This window comes from Pseudomonas sp. P4795 (genome assembly GCF_048822895.1).
Classification (GTDB): domain Bacteria; phylum Pseudomonadota; class Gammaproteobacteria; order Pseudomonadales; family Pseudomonadaceae; genus Aquipseudomonas.
Window position 1 is genome coordinate 1 of record NZ_JBMFBT010000006.1, and the last position, 23,622, is coordinate 23,622.

Annotated in this window: 17 protein-coding genes and 1 pseudogene; 11 read left to right on the forward strand and 7 right to left on the reverse strand. The window is 59.0% G+C overall.

The window, feature by feature from the left end:
* The first annotated feature begins 167 nt into the window (after positions 1-167).
* Entirely contained in the window at positions 168-2,060 is a 1,893-nt protein-coding gene (mrdA, locus tag ACOI8A_RS18035) for a penicillin-binding protein 2 (RefSeq protein ID WP_420650627.1), read from the forward strand.
* A gap of 59 nt (positions 2,061-2,119) precedes the next feature.
* On the opposite strand, the gene ACOI8A_RS18040 is transcribed toward mrdA, so the two are convergent.
* Positions 2,120-2,524: a lysozyme inhibitor LprI family protein gene (locus ACOI8A_RS18040; RefSeq protein ID WP_420650628.1), complete on the reverse strand. Its 405-nt coding sequence runs from the start codon at positions 2,522-2,524 to the stop codon at positions 2,120-2,122.
* A 154-nt stretch (positions 2,525-2,678) separates the two neighbouring features.
* Positions 2,679-3,599 (reverse strand): ADP-ribosylglycohydrolase family protein, encoded by a 921-nt coding sequence (locus ACOI8A_RS18045; RefSeq protein ID WP_420650629.1) that lies wholly within the window; start codon positions 3,597-3,599, stop codon positions 2,679-2,681.
* Positions 3,600-3,796: 197 nt separating this feature from the next.
* Here ACOI8A_RS18045 and ACOI8A_RS18050 point away from each other — a divergent pair, with 197 nt between their 5' ends.
* Both ACOI8A_RS18050 and ACOI8A_RS18055 read left to right on the forward strand, forming a co-directional pair.
* A complete protein-coding gene (locus tag ACOI8A_RS18050) occupies positions 3,797-4,279 on the forward strand; it encodes an SRPBCC family protein (protein WP_420650630.1) in 483 nt (160 codons plus the stop codon).
* 96 nt (positions 4,280-4,375) lie between these two features.
* Positions 4,376-4,774: pseudogene (locus ACOI8A_RS18055) on the forward strand (aminoglycoside phosphotransferase family protein); the annotation flags it as partial.
* A 288-nt stretch (positions 4,775-5,062) separates the two neighbouring features.
* Here the strand turns inward: ACOI8A_RS18055 and acnA are convergent.
* Positions 5,063-7,804 (reverse strand): aconitate hydratase AcnA, encoded by a 2,742-nt coding sequence (gene acnA / locus ACOI8A_RS18060; protein ID WP_420650631.1) that lies wholly within the window; start codon positions 7,802-7,804, stop codon positions 5,063-5,065.
* A gap of 222 nt (positions 7,805-8,026) precedes the next feature.
* Between acnA and rlmM the strand changes: the two genes are divergently transcribed.
* Together rlmM and tusA are read left to right on the forward strand one after the other, a co-directional pair.
* Positions 8,027-9,100 carry a 23S rRNA (cytidine(2498)-2'-O)-methyltransferase RlmM gene (gene rlmM / locus ACOI8A_RS18065; protein ID WP_420650632.1) on the forward strand — a complete coding sequence of 358 codons (1,074 nt, stop codon included), beginning with the start codon at positions 8,027-8,029 and terminating at the stop codon, positions 9,098-9,100.
* A 65-nt stretch (positions 9,101-9,165) separates the two neighbouring features.
* Positions 9,166-9,417: a sulfurtransferase TusA gene (gene tusA, locus ACOI8A_RS18070; protein WP_420650633.1), complete on the forward strand. Its 252-nt coding sequence runs from the start codon at positions 9,166-9,168 to the stop codon at positions 9,415-9,417.
* 49 nt (positions 9,418-9,466) lie between these two features.
* On the opposite strand, the gene ACOI8A_RS18075 is transcribed toward tusA, so the two are convergent.
* Positions 9,467-10,873: an MATE family efflux transporter gene (locus ACOI8A_RS18075; protein WP_420650634.1), complete on the reverse strand. Its 1,407-nt coding sequence runs from the start codon at positions 10,871-10,873 to the stop codon at positions 9,467-9,469.
* 161 nt (positions 10,874-11,034) lie between these two features.
* On the opposite strand from ACOI8A_RS18075, the gene pdxB reads away from it, so the two are divergent.
* A complete protein-coding gene (gene pdxB / locus ACOI8A_RS18080; RefSeq protein ID WP_420650635.1) occupies positions 11,035-12,177 on the forward strand; it encodes a 4-phosphoerythronate dehydrogenase PdxB in 1,143 nt (380 codons plus the stop codon).
* A 57-nt stretch (positions 12,178-12,234) separates the two neighbouring features.
* Here pdxB and ACOI8A_RS18085 read toward each other — a convergent pair whose 3' ends face one another.
* Entirely contained in the window at positions 12,235-12,414 is a 180-nt protein-coding gene (locus tag ACOI8A_RS18085; protein WP_420650636.1) for a PA1571 family protein, read from the reverse strand.
* Between the two features lie 257 nt (positions 12,415-12,671).
* Here ACOI8A_RS18085 and ACOI8A_RS18090 point away from each other — a divergent pair, with 257 nt between their 5' ends.
* Positions 12,672-14,465: an ABC transporter transmembrane domain-containing protein gene (locus ACOI8A_RS18090; RefSeq protein WP_420650637.1), complete on the forward strand. Its 1,794-nt coding sequence runs from the start codon at positions 12,672-12,674 to the stop codon at positions 14,463-14,465.
* A 93-nt stretch (positions 14,466-14,558) separates the two neighbouring features.
* On the opposite strand, the gene ACOI8A_RS18095 is transcribed toward ACOI8A_RS18090, so the two are convergent.
* The gene (locus ACOI8A_RS18095; protein WP_420650638.1) at positions 14,559-16,487 is read right to left on the reverse strand and encodes a transglycosylase SLT domain-containing protein; all 1,929 of its coding nucleotides are present in this window, start codon (positions 16,485-16,487) and stop codon (positions 14,559-14,561) included.
* 216 nt (positions 16,488-16,703) lie between these two features.
* On the opposite strand from ACOI8A_RS18095, the gene ACOI8A_RS18100 reads away from it, so the two are divergent.
* Complete coding sequence (locus ACOI8A_RS18100; protein WP_420650639.1) at positions 16,704-18,617, forward strand: ATP-binding cassette domain-containing protein; 1,914 nt, start codon at positions 16,704-16,706, stop codon at positions 18,615-18,617.
* A gap of 70 nt (positions 18,618-18,687) precedes the next feature.
* Here the strand turns inward: ACOI8A_RS18100 and ACOI8A_RS18105 are convergent, their stop codons facing one another.
* Positions 18,688-19,125, reverse strand: coding sequence for a universal stress protein (locus ACOI8A_RS18105; protein ID WP_420650640.1), 438 nt, complete (start codon positions 19,123-19,125; stop codon positions 18,688-18,690).
* A 105-nt stretch (positions 19,126-19,230) separates the two neighbouring features.
* On the opposite strand from ACOI8A_RS18105, the gene ACOI8A_RS18110 reads away from it, so the two are divergent.
* The 3 genes from ACOI8A_RS18110 (at position 19,231) to fadA (ending at position 23,527) form a co-directional block, all read left to right on the forward strand.
* Complete coding sequence (locus ACOI8A_RS18110; RefSeq protein WP_420650641.1) at positions 19,231-19,668, forward strand: hypothetical protein; 438 nt, start codon at positions 19,231-19,233, stop codon at positions 19,666-19,668.
* Positions 19,669-20,171: 503 nt separating this feature from the next.
* Positions 20,172-22,319 (forward strand): fatty acid oxidation complex subunit alpha FadB, encoded by a 2,148-nt coding sequence (gene fadB / locus ACOI8A_RS18115; RefSeq protein ID WP_420650642.1) that lies wholly within the window; start codon positions 20,172-20,174, stop codon positions 22,317-22,319.
* 32 nt (positions 22,320-22,351) lie between these two features.
* A complete protein-coding gene (fadA, locus tag ACOI8A_RS18120; protein WP_010456360.1) occupies positions 22,352-23,527 on the forward strand; it encodes an acetyl-CoA C-acyltransferase FadA in 1,176 nt (391 codons plus the stop codon).
* Positions 23,528-23,622: the final 95 nt, after the last annotated feature.

Genomic DNA, 23,622 nt, shown 5'->3' on the forward strand with positions numbered 1-23,622 from the left:
GGCCGCGAAAAAGCGCTCGAATTCCATCCTCTCGCCGTCGCCACTCCAAGCATTCAGGGAATTCTCTCTGAAGGACTGTCGGGTTTTTGGTATGGTGCAGCTCGTTTTTTAACGGACTGATGTCACGCTCAAGGATCGGCTTAATTTTTCAAAGAGTTGCTGCAGAAATGCCTGAACCAATACCCATCAAGGATCATGAGAAAGAGACGCGGCTGGTCAACAAGCGGCTGATTGCTTGCGCTTTACTCGTCTTCGCGATCAGCTGTGCGCTGGTGGTGCGTCTTTACATCCTGCAAGTTGTGGAATTCGACTACCACTCAACCATCTCCGAGAACAATCGTGTTCATGTCCTGCCGATTCCCCCGACACGTGGCCTGATCTACGATCGCAACGGCGTGCTGCTCGCGGACAACCGCCCAAGCTACAACCTGACCATCACCCGCGAGCGCGCCGACAACGTCAATCAAGAACTGGACGAAGTCATCAGCCTGTTGCACCTCCCGAGCGAAGATCGCTCGGTGTTCGACAAGGCCATGAAGCAATCGCGCCATCCGTTCACGCCGGTGACGTTGTTCTATGAACTCACCGAGGAGCAAATCGCTGTGTTGGCGGTCAATGAGTTCCGTCTGCCAGGTTTGGACGTCGAGCCGCAATTCGTTCGCAACTACCCATTTGGCGCGCAATTCGCGCACTCCATCGGCTACGTCGGTCGTATCAACGAAAAAGAATCGAAGATCCTCGACTCCGTGGAATACCGTGGTACTCAGTCCATCGGCAAAACCGGTATCGAAAGATTCTACGAACCGCAACTGCACGGCCACGTCGGTTACGAAGAAGTAGAAACCAATGCGCAGGGCCGCGTATTAAGAGTGCTCAAACACACGGATCCTGTGCCTGGGAAAAACATAGTTCTGAGCCTCGACGTAAAACTCCAGCAAGCCGCCGAAGCCGCATTGGGTGATCGTCGTGGATCGGTAGTCGCACTCGATCCGTCCACCGGCGAGGTGCTGGCCATGGTCAGCAACCCGAGCTTCGACCCGAACCTGTTTGTGACCGGCATCAGTTCGAAGGAATATTCAGCACTGCGCGATTCTATCGACCGACCGCTGTTCAATCGAGTGCTGCGTGGCCTGTACGCGCCAGGTTCGACCATCAAACCAGAAGTTGCGATTGCCGGCCTCGACTCCGGCGTAGTCACCCCGCAGACCCGCGTCTTCGATCCCGGCTACTACCAACTGCCGGATTTCGATCACAAGTACCGCAACTGGAACCATAGCGGTGATGGGTGGGTGGACATGGACGCGGCGATCATGCGCTCCAACGACACTTACTTTTACGACCTCGCACACAAGCTCGGCATTGATCGTCTGCACGATTACATGGCGATGTTCGGCTTGGGCGAAAAGGTCTCGCTGGATATGTTCGAAGAGTCTTCCGGTCTGATGCCGTCTCAAGCCTGGAAACGCGCAACCCGTCGCCAAGCCTGGTTCCCCGGTGAGACGGTGATCCTCGGCATCGGTCAGGGCTATATGCAAGTCACACCGCTACAACTGGCCCAGGCCACCGCTCTGATCGCCAACAAAGGCGTATGGAACCGTCCACATCTGGCGAAAACCGTCGACGGCTTAGCGCCAGTGGACGAACACCCGATGCCGAACATCCTGCTCAAGGACCCGCGCGACTGGGAGCAGGTCAACCACGGTATGCAGATGGTCATGCACGACGCCCGCGGCATTGCGCGGGCAGCAGCGGCCGGCGCGCAATATCGCATCGCTGGCAAGAGCGGTACCGCGCAAGTGGTGGCGATCAAGCAGGGTGAGCGTTACAACCGTGCGAAAACCCTCGAACGTCACCGCGACAACGCCTTGTTCGTTGGGTTTGCCCCGGCCGAGCATCCGAAGATCGCAATATCAGTGATGATCGAAAACGGCGAGGCGGGTGGTCGTGTTGCCGGCCCTGTCGTGCGAAAGATCATGGACGCCTGGCTGCTCGACCAGGATGGTCACCTCAAGCCGCAATATGCAGCCCCTGCCAAAGCACCCGGTGATCCTCACGTTTAGCTCTGAACGTCATGCAGAGTGAGGCAGGCCTGAGGCAGGCCCTCGAGCAGTAGCGATGATCAGGCGCCGGGTACCGGGCAGCTCATGTCACCCTCTTCGCACTTCAAATACTGCTTGAGAGCCTCGGTTCTGACCTTGGTTACCCCGGTGATGCAGTTATTGAGGATCAGCGGGTAAACACTCCCACCTTCAACTCCCGATGCGGAAAACTTGCATTCGGCATCCCGAAATCCAATCCACGCCTTCTGTGCGCTTACCAGCAGCTTTTTGCTGTCTGGATTGTCCTTCAATCGCGCGATGATCTGCTGATACACCGTGTTCAGTTCCTTGTCCGCCGCTTTGTTTTCCTGCGATGCACACTGATTCATGGTCGCCTGATCACTGGCATGGGCGCAGTCGACGGCTGCATGGGCGAGGGGGGTCAAGAATAATGGTGTCAAAGTCAGCAGCAGGCGTGGGGACATGGAGCATCTCTCTGTCGTCAAAGTCTGGAAAGGCATGCATGGCAGGCTCAGCAGCGCTAAGCACAAGCTGGTATTTCGCTAGAGCTGCATGCTCAACTCCGGGGGGATCGTTGGAGTAATCACTGAGTCTACACAAGTCCCGGATTCTGCTTGCTTAACAATGTCCGCGCAGTCTCGATGCGTCGAACAGCTGTTCCGCGATCGCCGCGATGTCTTCACCCTCATGCAATTGTGCCAACCAGTTGGACGGTATTGCGCGGACTCCATAATAAGCCCCCGCCAATTGACCAACGATAGCAGCGGTGGTGTCGGCGTCATCCCCCAGATTGGCCGCTTGCAGGACTGCCTCAGCGAAGCTCTCTGTGTGCTGGAAACACCATAGCGCTGCTTCCAGAGAGTCCACGCTGTAGCCGCTGCCGCGTATTTCACTCAGGTTTTTTTCCAGGTAATCACCATGTGCAATCGCGGCAACTTTTGGCTGGCTGAAGACTGTGTGCGGCAGGCTGCGCAGATCGGTCTTTGAAGCCCCTTGCAGTGCCTTGCCGATCAGTTCTGCAAACAATTCGCAGCACTCGATAGCCTCGGGCGCGCCGTGCGTGGTTCGCGAGCTCTCAGCCGCGAACTGTTTGATTGGCAGCATATCGGGAAAGTAAAACAGAACGACCGGTACCAGACGCATCAGTGAACCATTGCCGGCGGTGTCGGGATCGGTGGAGCCAGCGAAAGGCTCTCCCGTATTTTGATAACGGGCGAGCGCCCGGCTCACTGTCATACCGATGTCGAAGCATTCGCCGGTCGAACTCAGATAACCCCACTGCCACCAATTGAGATAACGCCCCATCTGATCAGCTGCGTCGAACGCGTTTTTATTCAACAGACTTTCTGCGAGGCATAACGCCATCGAGGTGTCATCGGTCCATTGACCCGGCTTCAGGCGGAAGGGCCCACCACCGACCATGTCGGTCAGCGGCTGGAACGAACCGCGCGGCTGGAATTCGACAGTGGTTCCCACTGCGTCGCCGCAAGCCAGCCCGAGCAGGGCGCCACGGTAGCGTTCGAGAAGGGAAGGCTGCATGGTTACATCCTTGTGTTGTGCAAAATCGCTACAAACGGTAGCAGGTTCGACGCTAAGAATTGCCCACAATCTGCAAAACAGGCGCCAGTTAATGCCGCCAGATGTTGCCTTGAAGCGAGCCTGTTGCACTGGATTGATACAACTTCAGGTTGGACATGTGGTCATACAAGCCTACTGTTCAGAACAGGAGGTGACGTATGAAACCAGTACCTAATAGCTTTGAACGGAAAATCACGCTTAAGTCGCCGCGCTCTCATGTGTGGCGCGCTCTGGTGGATGCCGAGGCGTTCGGCCAGTGGTTTGGCGTTGCGCTGGAGGGCCGGCGGTTTATTGCGGGGGAGTGGACACAGGGGCAGGTCACATATCCCGGTTATGAACATGTGCTGTGGAATGTGCTGGTCGAGCGAGTCGAGCCGCAGCAGTTGTTTTCCTTTCGCTGGCATCCGTATGCGGTCAACCCGAAGATCGATTACTCCCAGGAGCCGACCACGCTGGTCAAGTTCGAACTGGAAGACTACGAGGAAGGCACACTGCTCAAGGTCTCCGAGTCCGGTTTTGCGCACATTCCAGACATTCGTCAGAAAGAGGCGTACTACATGGACAGCCGTGGCTGGGAAGAGCAATTGAGTCGACTCGAACATTTCCTGATCGAGAGTGCCCGCGAACGTGAAGGTGGCTGAACTCGATGTGTTTGATGTGTGGCTGAGGCGCTGGGCATTGGTGCCGGACGGCGCGCCGATCACCACGCCCGGTAGTCGTCTGTTACCGGTGCGTCAGGACATTACGCCCGCAGCCTGCAAACTGCGGAAGCCTTGCTCGCCAGCCCCCAGGACGTTGTCGTGCTGCACGGCGACATGCACCACGACAACGTTCTCGATTTCGGTCCGCGCGGCTGGTTGGCCATCGACCCTAAACGCGTCCGGGGTGAGCGCGGTTATGACTACGCCAACCTGATCTGCAACCCGGAGCTGCCGACCGCCACCGATCCCGAGCGTTTCCTGCGACAAATCGACGTCATCGTCGAGGCAGCGGCGCTGGATCGTGAAAGGTTGCTGCAATGGGTGCTGGCATTCGCCGGATTATCCGCTGCGTGGTTTTTGGAGGATGATGATCAAAAAGCGGCTGCCGGACAGCTGCAAGTCGCACAACTCGCGGCTTCGGCGCTTGAGGCCTGACATCCCTAGGGGTTTACGGAAGGAGCGCTATAGCGAATGTCTTACACGCGATGGTAGCTTTGACGACTATTGCCGATTGGATCCAGCGCGTAATCTAGCTACATCAACTGAAGCACAGGGAGTGTTTCAGGATCATGGATGATCGACCATTAGCAAGGATCGCTGCCGACAGGGAGTCGATAATGGTCTTGGGAAAACCCGCTTCGGCGGGTTTTTTTCGTCTGTCGAAAAGCGTCCGTCCCAAACAACAAACACCGCCAATTGGCGGTGTTTGCGTATCTGGCAGTTTTACGAGGCGATCAACTGGCGCAATACATAATGCAAAATCCCGCCAGCCTTGAAGTACTCGACTTCATTCAGCGTATCGATGCGGCACAACACCTCGATTTTCTCCTGGCGCCCATCTTCGCGGGTGATCACCAGCGGCAGATTCATCCGGGGCATCAGCTCGACACCTGTCAGCCCCTGAATCTCGAAGGTCTCCTTGCCCGTGAGGTTAAGGCTCTTGCGGTTCTGATCCAGTTTGAACTGCAGCGGCAACACACCCATGCCCACCAGGTTGGAACGATGGATGCGCTCAAAGCTTTCAGCGATCACCGCTTTCACGCCAAGCAGATTGGTGCCTTTAGCCGCCCAGTCACGACTCGAGCCAGTGCCGTATTCCTGGCCGGCAACCACCACCAGCCGCGTGCCAGAGGCTTGATAGCGCATAGCTGCGTCGTAAATCGGCAGTTTCTCCCCGGTCGGAATATAGATCGTGTTGCCACCTTCTTCGCCGCCGAGCATCTCGTTACGGATGCGGATATTGGCAAAGGTGCCACGCATCATCACCTCATGATTTCCTCGACGTGAGCCGTAAGAGTTGAAGTCGCGCGGCTCCACACCTTTCTCACGCAAGTACCGCCCGGCGGGACTATCAGTCTTGATGTTGCCGGCAGGGGAGATGTGGTCGGTGGTCACCGAGTCGCCAAGCAGCGCCAGTACTCGCGCGCCTTGCACATCCTTGATTACCGGCAACGGCCCGCCAATGTCATCGAAAAACGGTGGGTGCTGGATGTACGTCGAATCGTCCTGCCACACATAGGTCGCCGCCTGCGGCACTTCGATGGCTTGCCACTGTTCGTCGCCGGCAAACACTTCGGCATATTCCTTGTGGAACATCGCGGTGCTGACCTGGCTGACCGCATCGGCGATCTCTTTACTGCTCGGCCAGATATCGCGCAGGTATACCGGATTGCCCTGTTGGTCAGTGCCCAGCGGTTCGCTGCTGATATCGGTGCGCACGCTACCGGCCAACGCATAAGCGACTACCAGTGGTGGCGACGCCAACCAGTTGGTTTTCACCAGCGGATGTACGCGTCCTTCGAAGTTGCGATTACCGGACAGCACCGACGCCACGGCGAGGTCGGCTTTCTGGATAGCTTTCTCGATCGGCTCCGGCAGCGGCCCGGAATTGCCGATGCACGTGGTGCAGCCATAACCGACCAGTGAAAAACCCAGTTGATCAAGATACTGCGTCAGCCCGGCAGCCTTGTAGTAATCAGTAACCACTTTCGAACCCGGCGCCAGCGAAGTCTTGACCCACGGTTTGCGCGTCAGGCCTTTCTCCACGGCTTTTTTCGCCAGCAGACCGGCGGCCATCATCACGCTCGGGTTCGAGGTGTTGGTGCAGGAAGTGATCGCGGCGATCACCACCGCGCCGTTTTTCAGGCGATAGGTGCGCCCTTCAGACTCGTAATCAGTTTCGCCGACCAGATCGGCATTACCCACCGCGACACCGCCGCCGCCTTCGCTTTCCAGGCGTCCTTCTTCTTTGCTGGTCGGTTTGAATTGCAGGTCGAGAAAATCGCTGAAGGCTTGTGCGACATTCGGCAGCGAAACCCGGTCCTGCGGACGTTTCGGCCCGGCGAGGCTGGCCTCGACGCTGCCCATGTCCAGCGCCAGGCTGTCAGTAAATACTGGCTCTTGCCCCGGCAGACGCCACAGGCCCTGGGCTTTGGTGTAAGCCTCGACCAGTTGCACCACTTCAGTCGGGCGACCGGACAGGCGCAGGTATTCAAGGGTGACGTCGTCGACTGGGAAGAAACCGCAGGTGGCACCATATTCCGGTGCCATGTTGGCGATGGTCGCGCGATCCGCCAGCGGCAGCTCGGCCAGACCGTCGCCATAAAACTCGACGAATTTGCCGACCACGCCTTTCTTGCGCAGCATCTGGGTGACGGTCAGCACCAGGTCGGTGGCGGTGATGCCTTCCTTGAGCTTGCCGGTGAGCTTGAAACCAATCACCTCCGGAATCAGCATCGACACCGGTTGCCCGAGCATCGCCGCTTCGGCTTCGATCCCGCCGACACCCCAGCCAAGCACGCCGAGGCCGTTGATCATGGTGGTGTGCGAGTCGGTGCCCACTAACGTATCGGGGAACGCATAGGTGCGGCCGTCTTCGTCCTTGGTCCACACCGTGCGCCCGAGGTATTCAAGGTTGACCTGATGGCAGATCCCGGTGCCTGGCGGCACGACGCTGAAGTTGTCAAAAGCGCTCTGTCCCCAGCGCAGGAAGGCGTAGCGCTCGCCGTTGCGCTGCATCTCGATGTCGACGTTCTGCTCGAACGCACTGGGACTGGCGAACTTGTCGACCATCACCGAGTGGTCGATCACCAGATCCACCGGCGACAACGGATTGATTCGCTGCGGATCGCCGCCGGCCTTGGCCATGGCGGCGCGCATCGCCGCGAGATCGACCACCGCCGGGACGCCGGTAAAATCTTGCATCAATACGCGAGCAGGGCGGTACTGGATTTCGCGGTCGGAGCGGCGCTCCTTGAGCCAGGCGGCAATCGCCTTGAGGTCGGCGCCGGTGACGGTTTTTTCGTCCTCCCAGCGCAGCAGGTTTTCCAGCAGAACTTTCAGTGACATCGGCAGCCGGTCCAGATCGCCCAAGGTCTTGGCGGCTTCCGGCAGGCTGAAATAGTGGTAGGTCTTGGCATCGATTTGCAGGGTTTTAAGGGTTTTCAGGCTATCGAGGGACGGCATTGAAATGACTCCTTTCGAATCCGCACGGCTACGGATTGAGGGCTCGGACTGAGGCTTAAACCTAGTCCCGTTTGGCGCTTAAGGCTAATTACTGGACTCTATGGGCGAGTCCAAGGTTCCGACATCGGCTATCATGCGCCGGTTTTCGTGACAGGCTTTGCTTCAACGCAAGTCTGGGCATCGCGCAGGGGCCGAATGTCCGCCCTCTGCCCAGGAGTAAGAATGAACACCCTATTCATGCATTGCCGGCCAGGTTTCGAAGGCGAAGTCTGTTCGGAAATTTCCGATCTCGCCGCACAGTTGAACGTGTCCGGCTACGCAAAGGCCAAAGCGGTCAGCGCTTGCGCCGAATTCGTCTGCACTGAGGCCGATGGCGCCGAGCGCCTGATGCGCGGCCAGCGTTTCGCCGAGCTGATCTTCCCGCGTCAATGGGCGCGCGGATTGTTCATCGATCTGCCGGAAACCGATCGCATCAGCGTGATCCTCGCGCAGATGGCCGATTTCCCGGTGTGCGGCAGCCTGTGGCTGGAAGTCGTCGATACCAACGATGGCAAAGAACTGTCGAACTTCTGCAAGAAATTCGAAGGCCCGCTGCGCAAGGCCCTGACCGGCGCCGGCAAACTGGTGGACGACGCCAGCAAGCCGCGTCTGCTGCTGACCTTCAAGAGTGGCCGCGAAGTGTTTCTCGGCCTCGCTGAGCCGGGCAATTCGGCGATGTGGCCGATGGGCATTCCGCGCCTGAAGTTCCCGCGCGACGCGCCAAGCCGCTCGACCTTGAAGCTGGAAGAGGCGTGGCACCATTTCATCCCGCGCGATCAGTGGGATGAGCGTCTGCACAGCGACATGACCGGCGTTGACCTCGGCGCAGCGCCCGGTGGCTGGACCTGGCAACTGGTCAACCGTGGCATGTTGGTGACTGCCATCGACAACGGCCCGATGGCCGAAAGCCTGATGGACACCGGTCTGGTGCAGCACTTGATGGCCGATGGCTTCACCTTCAAACCGCGTCAACCGGTGGACTGGATGGTCTGCGACATCGTCGAGAAACCGGCACGCAACGCGGCGATGCTCGAAGAGTGGATCGGCGAGGGCCATTGCCGTGAAGCGGTGGTCAACCTCAAGTTGCCGATGAAGCAGCGTTATGCCGAAGTGAAGCGCCTGCTCGAACGCATCGCCGATGGCTTCAAGGCGCGCGGGATCAAGGTCGATATCGGCTGCAAGCAGCTGTATCACGACCGCGAGGAAGTGACCTGCCATTTGCGTCGGCATGACATGAAGAAACCGAAAACCCGCTGAGGGTGCGACAGGTGACCAAACACCCGGCAATGCGCGACAATGCCGGCCAGTTTCAGGAGTGAATCATGAGTGAAATGATCGATACGCCGGTCGATGGCACCCTCGACGCCACCGGGCTCAACTGCCCGGAGCCGGTGATGATGCTGCACCAGCACATCCGTGACCTGGTGCCTGGTGGGCTGCTCAAGGTGATCGCCACCGATCCCTCGACCCGCCGTGACATTCCCAAGTTCTGCGTGTTTCTCGACCACGAACTGGTCGGCCAGCACGAAGATGCCGGCACGTATCTGTACTGGATTCGCAAGAAGTCCGGTTGATCGCAAGGCAAAAAAAGACCTGCATCTGCAGGTCTTTTTTTATGCCCGATCAGCCCGGCGAACGGCTGACTCGAATGCGCTTGCGAGCGCTGCGGGCGAGGCGGATCGACAGCATCACCGCCGCGCAACTCAGCCCAACGATCAAGCCTTGCCACAAACCGCTCGGGCCGCGTGGCTCGCCGAGCCAGTCGGTGAGGCCGAGGGCGTAACCCACTGGCAGCCCGATGCCCCAATAAGCGAACAGGGTGAGGATCATCGTCACGCGGGTGTCCTGATAACCACGCAGGGCGCCAGCGGCGGTGACCTGAATCGCATCGGAAAACTGGAACAGCGCCGAGTACACGATCAGCATCGCCGCGATGTGAATGACCGTCGGATCGGCGGTATAGATCGCAGCGATGGGCTCGCGCATCAGCAGCATCATGCTCGCCGACAGACACGCGTAAGCCAGCGCGGTGCCCATGCCGACACCTGCGGCAAACCGCGCTTCACGCGGTTCTTCCCGGCCCAATGCCTGGCCGACGCGTACGGTGACGGCCATGCCCAGCGAATACGGAATCATGAACACCAGTGAACTGACGTTCAGCGCGATCTGATGCCCGGCGACCACGGTGGCGCCGAGGCTGCCGATCAACAGCGCGATCACCGCGAAGATGCTCGACTCGGCAAACACCGCTACACCGATCGGCAGACCAATTGCCAGCAAGCGCTTGATCACCGCCCATTGCGGCCAGTCGAAGCGGCTGAATAGCTCACTGGATTTGTAGGCCGGCGCCCAGCGCTCATAACCGGCCAGACCCAGCGTCATCACCCACATCACAATCGCCGTGGCCCAGCCGCAACCGACGCCGCCCATGGCCGGCACGCCGAAGTGGCCATAAATGAACACGTAGTTCAGCGGAATATTCAGCGCCAGACCGCACAGCCCCAGCACCATTGCCGGACGGGTGCGACCGAGGCCATCACTGAAGCAGCGCAGCACATGGTAGAAAGCCACCGCAGGCAAACCGCTGGCGATGCCATGCAGATACTGCATGCACGGGCCGATCAATTCGGGATCGACCTTCATCAGATGCAGGATCGGTTCGGCGCAGATCAGCATGGCGGTGGCGATCAAGCCGACCACCAATGCCAGCCACAATGCCTGCCGCACAATCGGGCCGATTTCGCTGTGCGTACCGGCGCCAAAGCGTTGGGCGACTTTCGGTGTGGTGGCCAGCAGGGTACCGGTCATCAGCAGAAACACCGGCACCCAGATCGAGTTGCCCAGCGCGACTGCCGCCAGATCTTTGGGCCCGACGCGGCCGGCCATCACCGCATCGACGAAGCCCATGGCGGTAGTCGCCAGTTGCGCGATCATGATCGGCAGCGCGAGGGTCAGCAGCGTCTTCAGCTCGAGGCGAATTCGGGCGGGGCGATTCAGGGCAACGGCAGGTTGTTCAGTTACGGAATTCACAGGCAAAGCGTCCACTAGGGGTTGATACGCAAGGCGGGGCATTCTACGCCGCTGACGCCATGGTCAGGAAAAATCCTCTGTTGCGCATTTGTAATCGTATAGCCTGCTGGCTCATCAACGGATCTGCACCTAAACTGCCGATCCGCCCAAGGAGCCCCGCCATGCTGATTGTTGCCGACGAAAACATCCCGCTGCTCGACGCCTTTTTTGCCGGTTTCGGCGAGATCCGCCGCGTGCCGGGCCGCTCCATCGATCGCGCCACGGTCGCCGAGGCCGACGTGTTGCTGGTGCGTTCCGTGACTAACGTCAACCGCGCGCTGCTTGAGGGCAGCCAGGTGCGTTTTGTCGGCACCTGCACCATCGGCACTGATCATCTGGATCTCGACTATTTCAACGAGGCTGGCATTACCTGGTCCAGTGCGCCCGGCTGCAATGCCCGTGGCGTGGTCGATTACGTGCTCGGCAGTTTGCTGACGTTGGCCGAAATCGAAGGCGCCGATCTGAATCAGCGCACCTATGGCGTCGTGGGTGCCGGTGAAGTCGGCGGGCGATTGATCACGGTCCTGCAAGGCTTGGGCTGGAACGTAAAAGTCTGCGATCCGCCGCGTCAGGCTGCCGAGGGGGGCGACTATGTCAGCCTCGAGCAGATCATCGAGCAGTGCGACGTGATCAGCCTGCACACCCCGCTGACCCGCAGCGGTGAAGGCGCGACCTGGCACCTGTTTGATCAGCAGCGTTTGCAGCAACTCAAGTCCGGAACCTGGCTGATCAACGCGGCTCGCGGCCCGGTGGTGGATAACGCCGCACTGCGCAAAGTCTTGCTGGAGCGCGAAGACTTGCAAGCGGTGCTCGATGTCTGGGAAGCAGAACCTGAGGTCGATGTGGCGCTGGCCGATCTTTGCGTGCTGGCGACCCCGCACATTGCCGGCTACAGCCTCGACGGCAAACAGCGCGGGACGGCGCAGATCTATCAGGCGTACTGCGATTTCATCGGCCAGCCTGCGAGCATCCAGCTCAGTGATTTGCTGCCGGCACCATGGTTGTCAGAAGTTTCCCTGCATGCCGAGACCGATCCGGCCTGGGCGCTGGCGATGTTATGCCGTGGCGTGTACGACCCGCGCCGTGACGATGCGGATTTTCGCCGCAGTCTTGTAGGTAATGTCGGTGAACAGCGTGCGGCGTTCGATGTGTTGCGCAAGCAGTATCCGGCGCGGCGCGAGATCGAAGGGCTGAAAGTGCGGATCGAAGGCGACTCGCCGAAATTGCGCCAGATTGTTTCTGCACTCGGCGCGCTCACGATCTAAAACGCAGACAGAAAAAACCCGGCCAAAAGGGGCCGGGTCAGGAAGACGTTGGCTATATCACTCTTGTTCGGCAGGCTTGACCAATCGCTTTTCCAGTTCGCTGCATGCTTGCTGGATCATGTCTTCAGTGATCGGTACTTCGCGCCCATGCTCATCGATAATCGAGCAACCCAGAGTCTGGCCGGGTTTGGTGCGGATCACTTCAATCTTGTCTTCGCTGCTGTGTTGCAAGGACATGGCCTGTCTCCTCATCAGGTTGTGCGCCTAGGTTAAAACCGTCAGGTGACCGGGCTGTGACAGCTCCCTGCGGTCGTTCCCAACGGCATCTCCACTCAAACAGAAATGACCGTTTGTCTCAACCGGGGCTTTAGACCAATAGCATCTAGGCCCTAGTCTTGACGGTCATAATTAACCTGACTCATTGTGATTTACAGAGTTCCACCCCATTTAGATGGTCTAGGCTGGCCTATTCCTCAACATGGATGTGAACCTGAATGATCTCACTGCTGACTCCCCGACACCGTCGCGCCATCCGCCTGACGAGCCGGTTTCTCGCGCCATACCGGTGGCAAGCGCTGTGGGCGCTGCTCGCGCTGATTGTCACTGCTGCCATCACGTTGTCGATGGGGCAGGGCATCAAGTTGATGGTGGATCGCGGGTTCATGACCCAGTCGCCACATTTGCTCAATCAGTCCATCGGCCTGTTCATGTTGATGGTCGTTGGTCTGGCAATCGGCACGTTTGCGCGGTTTTACTGGGTCTCATGGATTGGTGAACGCGTGGTCGCGGATATCCGTCGGCAAGTGTTCAATCATCTGGTGTATCTGCATCCCGGATTCTATGAAGACAACCGCAGTTCGGAAATCCAGTCGCGCCTGACCGCCGACACCACGCTGCTGCAATCGGTGATCGGTTCGTCGCTGTCGATGTTCCTGCGCAACCTGTTGATGGTGATCGGCGGGATCGTCCTGCTGTTCATCACTAATCCGAAACTCACCAGCATTGTGGTGATTGCGTTACCGCTGGTGGTCGCGCCGATTCTGATTTTCGGACGTCGTGTGCGCAACCTGTCGCGGCTGAGCCAGGATCGGGTGGCCGACATCGGCAGCTATGTTTCCGAAACCCTCAGTCAGATCAAAACCGTTCAGGCCTATAACCATCAGGTGCAGGATGAGCAGCGTTTTGCGACGACGGTCGAGCAGGCGTTCGACACTGCACGCAAACGCATCTACCAGCGCTCATGGTTGATCACCATGGTGATTGTGCTGGTGCTCGGCGCTGTCGCTGTAATGCTTTGGGTCGGTGGCATGGACGTCATCGCCGGACGCATTTCTGGCGGTGAGCTGGCGGCGTTCGTGTTTTACAGCCTGATCGTCGGCAGCGCTTTCGGCACCTTGAGCGAAGTGATTGGTGAGCTGCAGCGCGCTGCGGGTGCGGCGGAGCGGATCGCCGAACTACTGCGTTCGGAGAACATCATTCAGCCTCCGGCCAGTGGTCTGGTGAAATTGCCGGAACGGGTCAGAGGCGAACTGGCATTGCAGGACGTGCGTTTTTCCTACCCTTCGCGTCCAGAAAGATACGCCGTTGACGGCTTGAATCTGACGATCAATGCGGGCGAAACCCTGGCGTTGGTTGGGCCGTCAGGTGCGGGCAAGTCCACGGTGTACGACTTGCTCCTGCGCTTCTACGATCCCAGTGAAGGTCGAATCCTGATCGACGGCGTGCCGCTGACCAGCCTCGATCCGCTGGATTTACGCCGTTGCTTTGCACTGGTATCGCAGACCCCGGCGCTGTTCTTCGGCAGCGTCGAGGAAAACATCCGTTACGGCTGTCAGAACGCGACGCTGGAGCAAGTAGTGGAGGCGGCGAAGATCGCCCACGCCCACGACTTCATTGAACAAATGCCCAACGGCTACCAGACCCATCTGGGTGACGGCGGCCTCGGCCTGTCCGGCGGTCAGCGCCAACGCCTGGCCATCGCCCGCGCATTGCTGGTGGACGCACCGATTCTGCTGCTCGACGAGGCCACCAGCGCCCTCGACGCACAGAGCGAACACCTGATTCAGGAAGCTCTGCCGAGCCTGATGAAAAACCGCACCACCCTGGTGATCGCACATCGCCTGGCCACGGTGAAAAACGCCGACCGGATTGCGGTGATGGATCAGGGCAAGTTAGTGGCCATTGGTACGCACCAGGAACTGATCGCGAGCAATCCGCTGTATGCGCGATTGGCGGCGTTGCAGTTCAGTGATGGGCCAAGTGCTTCGACCGACCCAGTAACCGACTAAGTCACCGACCAAGTAGAGCGTCATAGAAAATGCCCGCATCTCTCGATGCGGGCATTTTTTGTTTACGCGAGCAGTCTATAAATCACTGCGTACTTACTGATCATCAAAATACCGCTCATGCCAATCCACCAGCGGCTGCGGCGAGTTGAGTTTCTGACCGTAGATCACCGAGTAAGACAGCACGTTCTGCACATACTGGCGGGTTTCGTCGAACGGGATGCTTTCCACCCAGACATCGAAACTCAGATGATCGGCGCCGCGCAGCCACTGACGCACGCGGCCGGGGCCGGCGTTGTAGGCGGCCGAGGCGAGCACGCGGTTGCCGTTGAACTGGCTGTGCACCTGGCTCAGGTAAGCGGCGCCGAGCTGGATGTTCTTGTCCGGGTCGAGCACTTGCTGTGGTGAGGCGAGCGGGATGCTGAACTTGCGTGCGGTTTCCTTGGCCGTACCGGGCATCAGTTGCATCAGGCCGCTGGCGCCAACGCCAGAGCGAGCATCGTCCATGAATGCGCTTTCCTGACGCGTGATAGCGAACACCCAGCTCGAATGCAGGCCACGCACCTTGGCTTCGCGTACCAGCGTCTCGCGGTGGGCCATCGGGAAGCGGATGTCCAGGTCGTCCCAGTACTGCGCCTGACTGATAGTGCGGATTGCCGGGAAATACCATTTCAGGTCGTAAGCCAATTTGGCTTGAGCAACCATTTCATCGCGGTTGAAATGCCGGCTGACGTGGTACCACTCGCGACGACCATCGACGATCTGCCCGCGTGCGTGAAATTCCAGCGCACGGCGTACGCCCGGCGTGTTGCGAACCTTGTTGATCAGCGCTTGGCTGAGCACCAGCGGTTTGTTGTTCAGCGAGTACGGTGATTGCGAACGGTCGGCGGCGAGGAAACCGTAGAAATCACGCTCGCGGGACAGGTTTTTGTACAGAGTCTGGGCTTCAGGGTTCTGCGGTTGGGCCAGCTCGAGGCTGCGCGCCTGCCAGTAGCGCCAGCGATTGGTGGTGGCCAGATCCTGTGGCAGACGGCGGGTCAACTGATAGGCATCGTCCCAACGCGCCAGACGCAACAGCAGACGCAGGCGCCATTCGGAAACGGTGTTGTCGCGCAGTTCCGGGTCGTACTTGGTCATCACGTCCAGCGCGCGACTGTCGAAACGCCGGGCCAGGGTCAGGCCGATTTCCCGGGCAATCGCGACTTTCTCATCGCGAGAGAAATGCATGCTGCTGGCGTAACCGTCGAGCAGGGCCATGGCCTTGTCCGGGTCCTGACGCGCCAGACGGCGCAGGCCGAGGCTGACCACGTCGGACATCGGCTCGTCGGCCGGGGTGAAGCGCGACGGTTGGTTGAGCAGCTCAGGTTTTTGCGCCACATCCACCAACAAACGACCACGCGGGGCTAGGGTGGTCAGGCCGTTGACCAAGCTGTTAGCCAGCGGATAGTTGCGATTCTGTGCGGCGAGTTTGGTGCGCTCCCAGCGTTTCTGTTCGGTCAGTTGACCTTCGGCGGCCCAGATGCCGAACAGTGCATCGCACGCGGCCGGCTGCGATTTGCCGGTCAGCCAAAGCTTGTCGGCGTTGGCGTAACCTTGAGTCTTTTGGTTGTGGCTGATCTGGTACTGCGCGTTCAGGCAGTCTAGCTCGGTGAAATTGAGTTTCGGGTCGTAGTACTTGACGAAGGTCGCCCAGTCGCCGCGATCGGCCAACCAGCGCAACCAGCGCAGCTTCATCCAGTTTGCCTGAGGCAGGTCACCGTGTTCGGCGAGGAATTTCTCGATTTCCGCGTTGCTCGCGGTTTTCAGGCGGGCGGTCAGCTCGTCGTAGGCCAGATACGGCTCGAGCGGGTAATCGGCCAAGGCCTGGCTGTAACGGAAATACGGGCCGGTATCGCCCTTGGCCAGAGCGCGCTTGGCTTCATCGTAATACTGACGTTGGGTGGACAGGTCCACCGCCTGGGCGGATTGAACGGCAGCGGCGGAAAGTAGCAAACAGGACAAAACACTGAAAAGGCGACTGCGCATGAGACATCCGGGCAGAGAAATCATGACAAGCACCGGCGATCAAACCGGCACTGAATTGTCTGTAGCTTAGCCTTTTGCCAGCAAGCGGCGAAAGCTTTGCCGGCCTTGTTGCACAAGATCGCAACAAATGTTGTGCAGAGTGCTTCAGCGGTGAAATTGCCGGCCTGTTCGGGTCTCGATTCAGGTAGAATGCGCCCCCGGTTTTTGGAGAAGCTCATGACCCTGCTCAAATTCAGCGATGTGTCCCTTGCATTCGGCGCGATGCCGTTGTTGGACAAGGTGTCCTGGCAGATCGCCCGTGGTGAGCGGGTGTGCATCATCGGCCGCAACGGCACTGGCAAGTCCAGCATGATGAAACTGGTCAAGGGCGACCAGAAGCCCGATGACGGCTCCGTTTGGCGTGCCCCCGGTCTGAAAATCGGCGAATTGCCGCAAGAATTGCCCGTGGCCGACGAGCGGACAGTATTCGACGTGGTGGCCGAGGGCCTCGACGGCGTTGGCGCGCTGCTTGCCGAATACCATCACCTGAGCCAGAACATCGTCACCGACGCGGATCTGGACAAGCTGATGCACGTTCAGCACGACCTCGAAGCCCGTGACGGCTGGCGCTTGCAGACCCTGGTCGACAGCACCCTGAGCCGCCTGCAACTGCCCGCTGACAAGACTCTCGCCGAGTTGTCCGGCGGCTGGCGTCGTCGCGTGCTGCTGGCGCAGGCGTTGGTGTCCGAGCCGGATCTGCTGTTGCTCGACGAACCAACCAACCACCTCGACATCGGTGCGATTGCCTGGCTCGAAGAAGCGCTGAAGGATTTCCAGGGCGCCGTGCTGTTCATCACGCACGACCGTTCTTTCCTGCAAAACCTCGCCACGCGCATTCTGGAACTGGATCGCGGCGGCCTGATCGACTGGAACGGCGACTACGCCAGCTTCCTCGTGCACAAAGAAGCCGAACTGGCTGCCGAAGCCACCGCCAACGCGTTGTTCGACAAGCGTCTGGCCCAGGAAGAAGTGTGGATCCGTCAGGGCATCAAGGCCCGTCGTACCCGTAACGAAGGCCGCGTGCGTGCGTTGAAAGCCCTGCGTGTTGAGCGCAGTGAGCGTCGCGAGCGCACCGGCAAGGCCAACATTCAGCTGGACACCGCTGACAAGTCCGGCAAGCAGGTGATGGTGCTCGATAACGTGAGCTTCGCGCACCCGGGCGGCCCGTTCCTGATCAAGGATTTCTCCATGGTCCTGCAGCGCGGCGACCGTATCGGTCTGCTCGGCGCCAACGGTACCGGCAAGACCACGCTGCTGAAACTGATGCTCAGCGGCTTGCAGCCAACCAGCGGCAAAGTGGAAGAGGGCACGCGGATCGACGTCGCGTACTTCGACCAGTTGCGCCATCAGCTGGATCTGGAAAAAACCGTGATCGACAACGTTGCCGAAGGTCGCGACTTCATCGACATAGACGGCCAAAGCCGCCACGTCTTGAGCTACCTGGGCGACTTCCTGTTCAGCCCGCAACGTGCCCGGACTCCGGTCAAAGCCTTGTCCGGCGGCGAGCGTGCGCGTCTGCTGCTGGCCAAGCTGTTCAGCAAACCGGCGAACTTGCTGGTGCTCGACGAACCAACCAACGACCTCGACGTGGAAACCCTCGAACTGCTTGAAGAAGTGCTGTTGACCTTCAACGGCACCGTGCTGATGGTCAGCCACGACCGGGCATTCCTCGACAACGTGGTGACCAGCACCCTGGTCTTCGAAGGTGAAGGCAAGGTTCGCGAGTACGTCGGTGGTTATCAGGACTGGCTGCGTCAGGGCGGTTCGCCGCGCCTGCTCGGCGTGACTGAAAGCAAATCCGGCAAGGCTGACTTGAACTCGGCCGTAGTCACCGCTGCGCCGGCTCCGGCCGCTGCTGCCGCGCCTGCTGCCAAGAAGAAGCTGAGCTACAAGCTGCAGCGCGAGCTGGAAGCGTTGCCGGGCGACATCGATGCCAAGGAGCAGCAGATTGCTGCAGTCGAAGCCGAGATGGCCGATGGCGGCTTCTATCAGCGTCCTGCGGCAGAGACGGCCAAGGTGATCGCTTCGCTGGAGCAGTTGCAGGCTGAGCTGGAAGTATTGGTCGAGCGTTGGGCTGAGCTGGATGCCTGATTGATCGCGCCTTAAAAAAGCCCGGCCTCATTTGCGTGAGGCCGGGCTTTTTGCAAGCGCTGCTGAAATATCAGCGCTTGACCAGATGCACCGCCAGCACATCGCAAGGTGCGCCGTGCAGCACATCGTTGGCGGTCGAACCGAGCAGCAGTGCCAGGCCGTGACGACCATGGCTGCCGACCACGATCAGATCGCAAGTCTGTTCTTTGGCGAAGTGGTGGATTTCCTGACGCGGCTGGCCGTAGGTCAGGTGGCAATTGGCGCCCACAAGCTCAGGGTACTTTTGCTTCAAGCGCTCAAGCCGCTCCTTGGCCTGATCGAACTGCTGTTGTTGCAGTTGTGACAGATCCATTGGCACATCGCCGCCGAACGCCATGGCCATCGGCTCGACGATATGCACCAGCGACAGCTTGGCCGTGTTGCTCACCGACAGCTCACGGGCGCGGTGGATCACAGGGTCGCACTCTTCGGTCAGGTCTACGGCGACCAGGATGTGGTGGTAGGGCATGAGGTGCTCCTCGTGAGGGTTCAATATTGTTAAGTATGGCTGGTTTCAAGCGCATTGGTTCCAAAGTGACGCAATGCGCTCATTCGAAAAATCGGGAGTAGAGATATGACGGTCTGGTTAGTGGTGTCAATCCTGCTGGTGGTCTTGAGTCCGCTGGCATGGTTGCGCCCCTCGCGCGCGCAGAGCGGACGGATCGCCCTCAGAGCAGAGGCGCGCCGTATCGGCCTGACCATGCAACTCGCGAAGCAGGAGTGGCCGCACTGGCTCGCTCAGGAGCCGCCGAACCCGTGTGCGCAGTACATTCGGCCACGGCGCGGCAGTCGGCCGGCGTGCTGGAGCTACTGGCAGAAATCTCCGGGTTTGTGGGTCAATCAATGGCAGGAGCCGTGTGAAGATCTGGCGTTGCTCAATCATTTCGAAAAATTGCCGGACAACGTGTTCAAGGTTGAAGCCGACAAGCAAATGATCGCCTTGTACTGGGGTGAGAAGGGCGAGGCGACGGTTTTGCAGAATATCGATGCCACTCTGAAAGCGCTGGCATGACTCGCGGACATTTCGCACTGCAACGGTGCGAAACGTCCGGCAGACGCGCAATAAAAAGCCCGACATGATTCATCGGGCGGGGTAGGCCAGGCAGGCCGGTAAATCTGTTGGGCGTTTTTCTTTGTAGTCCTGCCAGCGTAGCCTTTTAAACAAGTCCCGCCGCGAATTAGGGCGACATTTCTAACAATTGATCTTATGAATGGCTTTGCGTGCGGCGAGGTGTCGCAGGGCTGCGTCCTACGGAAATGACTGCAAAGTCGCATTTCAACCCGTATTTCGGGCGATTGACAATTGTCGGAAATTCCGTGAAGGTGACGTACCCAAATCAAACGGCCGTATGAATTGAGCGTTTGTATTGCAGACCGCTCCTACAAAATCCCGACTATCGCGTTGGCGGGTGTGCCGGGTGGATTGGTGTCAGCAGCGACGAAACAACGTCCTGCCAAACCGTTCGCCTGCGTCCGACGTGTACTGTTCAGCTTCCATATCGTGGAGATCAGTTGATGATTTACGAAGGTAAAGCCATCACGGTTAAAGCTCTTGAAAGTGGCATCGTCGAATTGAAATTCGACCTCAAGGGTGAGTCCGTCAACAAGTTCAACCGTCTAACCCTGAACGAACTGCGTCAGGCCGTAGACACCATCAAGGCAGATGCTTCGATCAAGGGCGTGATCGTCAGCAGTGGCAAAGACGTATTCATCGTCGGCGCCGACATCACCGAATTTGTCGAGAACTTCAAGCTGCCGGATGCGGAGCTGGTTGCTGGCAATCTCGAAGCCAACAAGATCTTCAGCGATTTCGAAGACCTCAACGTTCCGACTGTCGCCGCGATCAACGGCATCGCCCTCGGTGGCGGTCTGGAAATGTGTCTGGCGGCGGACTACCGCGTCATGTCCACCAAGGCCAAGATCGGTCTGCCGGAAGTCAAACTGGGCATCTACCCGGGCTTCGGCGGTACCGTGCGTCTGCCGCGCCTGATCGGTGCCGACAACGCCATCGAGTGGATTGCCGCAGGCAAGGAAAACCGTCCTGAAGACGCGCTGAAAGTCGGCGCAGTCGATGCCGTAGTTGCTCCCGAGAAGCTGCAAGAGGCTGCCCTGGAGCTGATCAAGCGCGCCATTTCCGGCGAGTTCGACTACAAGGCCAAGCGCCAGCCGAAGCTGGAAAAGCTCAAGCTGAACGCAATCGAACAAATGATGGCTTTCGAAACCGCCAAAGGTTTCGTGGCTGGTCAGGCTGGCCCGAACTACCCGGCGCCGGTTGAAGCGATCAAGACCATCCAGAAGGCTGCGAACTTCGGTCGCGACAAAGCGCTGGAAGTCGAAGCTGCCGGTTTCGTCAAACTGGCCAAGACCTCTGCCGCGCAGAGCTTGATCGGTCTGTTCCTGAACGATCAGGAACTGAAGAAAAAGGCCAAGGCCTACGACGAAATAGCCAAAGACGTGAAGCAGGCCGCCGTACTGGGCGCTGGCATCATGGGTGGCGGTATCGCTTATCAGTCGGCCTCCAAAGGTACACCGATCCTGATGAAGGATATCAACGAGCACGGTATCGAGCAGGGTCTGGCTGAAGCCGCCAAACTGCTGGTTGGCCGCGTTGATAAAGGTCGCATGACTCCAGCAAAAATGGCTGAAGTGCTCAACGGCATTCGTCCGACCCTGTCCTACGGCGACTTCGGTCACGTCGATCTGGTGGTTGAAGCAGTGGTCGAGAACCCGAAGGTCAAGCAAGCGGTACTGGCTGAAGTTGAAGACAAGGTCAAAGAGGACACCATCCTCGCGTCCAACACCTCGACCATTTCCATCAGCCTGTTGGCCAAAGCCCTCAAGCGTCCGGAAAACTTCGTCGGCATGCACTTCTTCAACCCGGTGCACATGATGCCGCTGGTGGAAGTGATCCGTGGTGAGAAGTCCAGCGAGCTGGCTGTCGCCACCACCGTTGCCTACGCCAAGAAGATGGGCAAGAACCCGATCGTCGTCAACGACTGCCCGGGCTTCCTGGTCAACCGCGTACTGTTCCCGTACTTCGGCGGTTTCGCCAAGCTGGTCAGCGCCGGTGTGGACTTCGTCCGTATCGACAAGGTCATGGAAAAATTCGGCTGGCCGATGGGCCCGGCATACCTGATGGACGTGGTCGGCATCGACACCGGTCACCACGGTCGTGACGTGATGGCTGAAGGCTTCCCGGATCGTATGAAGGATGACCGTCGTTCGGCCATCGACGTGCTGTACGAAGCCAAGCGCCTTGGCCAGAAGAACGGCAAGGGCTTCTACGCCTACGAGACCGACAAGAAGGGCAAGCAGAAGAAAGTTGCTGACCCGTCGGTTCTGGAGGTGCTCAAGCCGATCGTTTACGAGCAGCGCGAAGTTACCGACGAAGACATCATCAACTGGATGATGATCCCGCTCTGCCTGGAAACCGTGCGTTGCCTGGAAGACGGCATTGTCGAGACCGCCGCCGAAGCCGACATGGGTCTGGTTTACGGTATCGGTTTCCCTCCATTCCGTGGCGGCGCGCTGCGCTACATCGATTCCGTCGGTGTTGCCGAGTTCGTTGCCCTGGCTGACCAGTACGCTGATTTGGGCGCGCTGTACCACCCGACCGCGAAACTGCGTGAAATGGCCAAAACCGGCCAACGGTTCTTCGGTTAAGCGTCCCAACTTTTGAGCGAGAGTGAAATTTTATGAGCTTGAATCCAAGAGACGTCGTGATTGTCGACTTCGGTCGTACTCCGATGGGCCGCTCCAAGGGCGGCATGCACCGCAACACCCGCGCCGAAGACATGTCGGCGCACCTGATCAGCAAATTGCTGGAACGCAACGTCAAGGTTGATCCGAACGAAGTCGAAGACGTGATCTGGGGCTGCGTGAACCAGACTCTGGAGCAGGGCTGGAACATCGCGCGCATGGCGTCGCTGATGACCCAGATCCCGCACACTGCTGCCGGCCAGACCGTCAGCCGCCTGTGCGGCTCGTCGATGAGCGCTCTGCACACTGCTGCGCAAGCAATCATGACCGGTAACGGTGACGTGTTCGTGGTTGGTGGCGTCGAGCATATGGGCCACGTGAGCATGATGCACGGTGTCGATCCGAACCCGCACATGTCGCTGTACGCGGCGAAAGCCTCGGGCATGATGGGCCTGACCGCGGAAATGCTCGGCAAAATGCACGGTATCACTCGCGAACAACAGGACGCTTTCGGCGTGCGCTCGCACCAGCTCGCTCACAAGGCGACCCTGGAAGGCAAGTTCAAAGACGAAATCATCCCGATGCAGGGCTACGACGAGAACGGTTTCCTGAAACTGTTCGACTACGACGAAACCATTCGTCCGGAAACCACCCTGGAAAGCCTGGCGGCGTTGAAGCCAGCCTTTAATCCAAAGGGCGGCACCGTGACTGCCGGTACTTCGTCGCAGATCACCGATGGTGCTTCATGCATGATCGTGATGTCGGCGCAGCGTGCGCAGGATCTCGGCATTCAGCCATTGGCGGTAATCCGTTCGATGGCGGTGGCGGGTGTGGATCCGGCAATCATGGGCTATGGTCCGGTACCGGCTACCCAGAAAGCACTTAAGCGTGCGGGCCTTGGCATCAACGATATCGACTTCTTCGAACTCAACGAAGCTTTTGCTGCACAGGCTCTGCCAGTGCTGAAAGATCTGAAAGTACTCGACAAGATGAACGAGAAGGTTAACCTGCACGGCGGCGCGATCGCCCTTGGTCACCCGTTCGGTTGCTCCGGTGCACGGATTTCCGGCACTTTGCTCAACGTGATGAAGCAGAATGGCGGCACCTTCGGGGTTGCTACCATGTGCATTGGTCTCGGCCAAGGCATCTCCACCGTCTTCGAACGCGTCTAAGCGTCTTGTCGATGGAAGCCGGGGCCAAGTGCCCCGGTTTTTGTTTTTGTGGATTTATTTTGTTTTTATTTTGAAAAAAATTGAGGGAGGGCCAA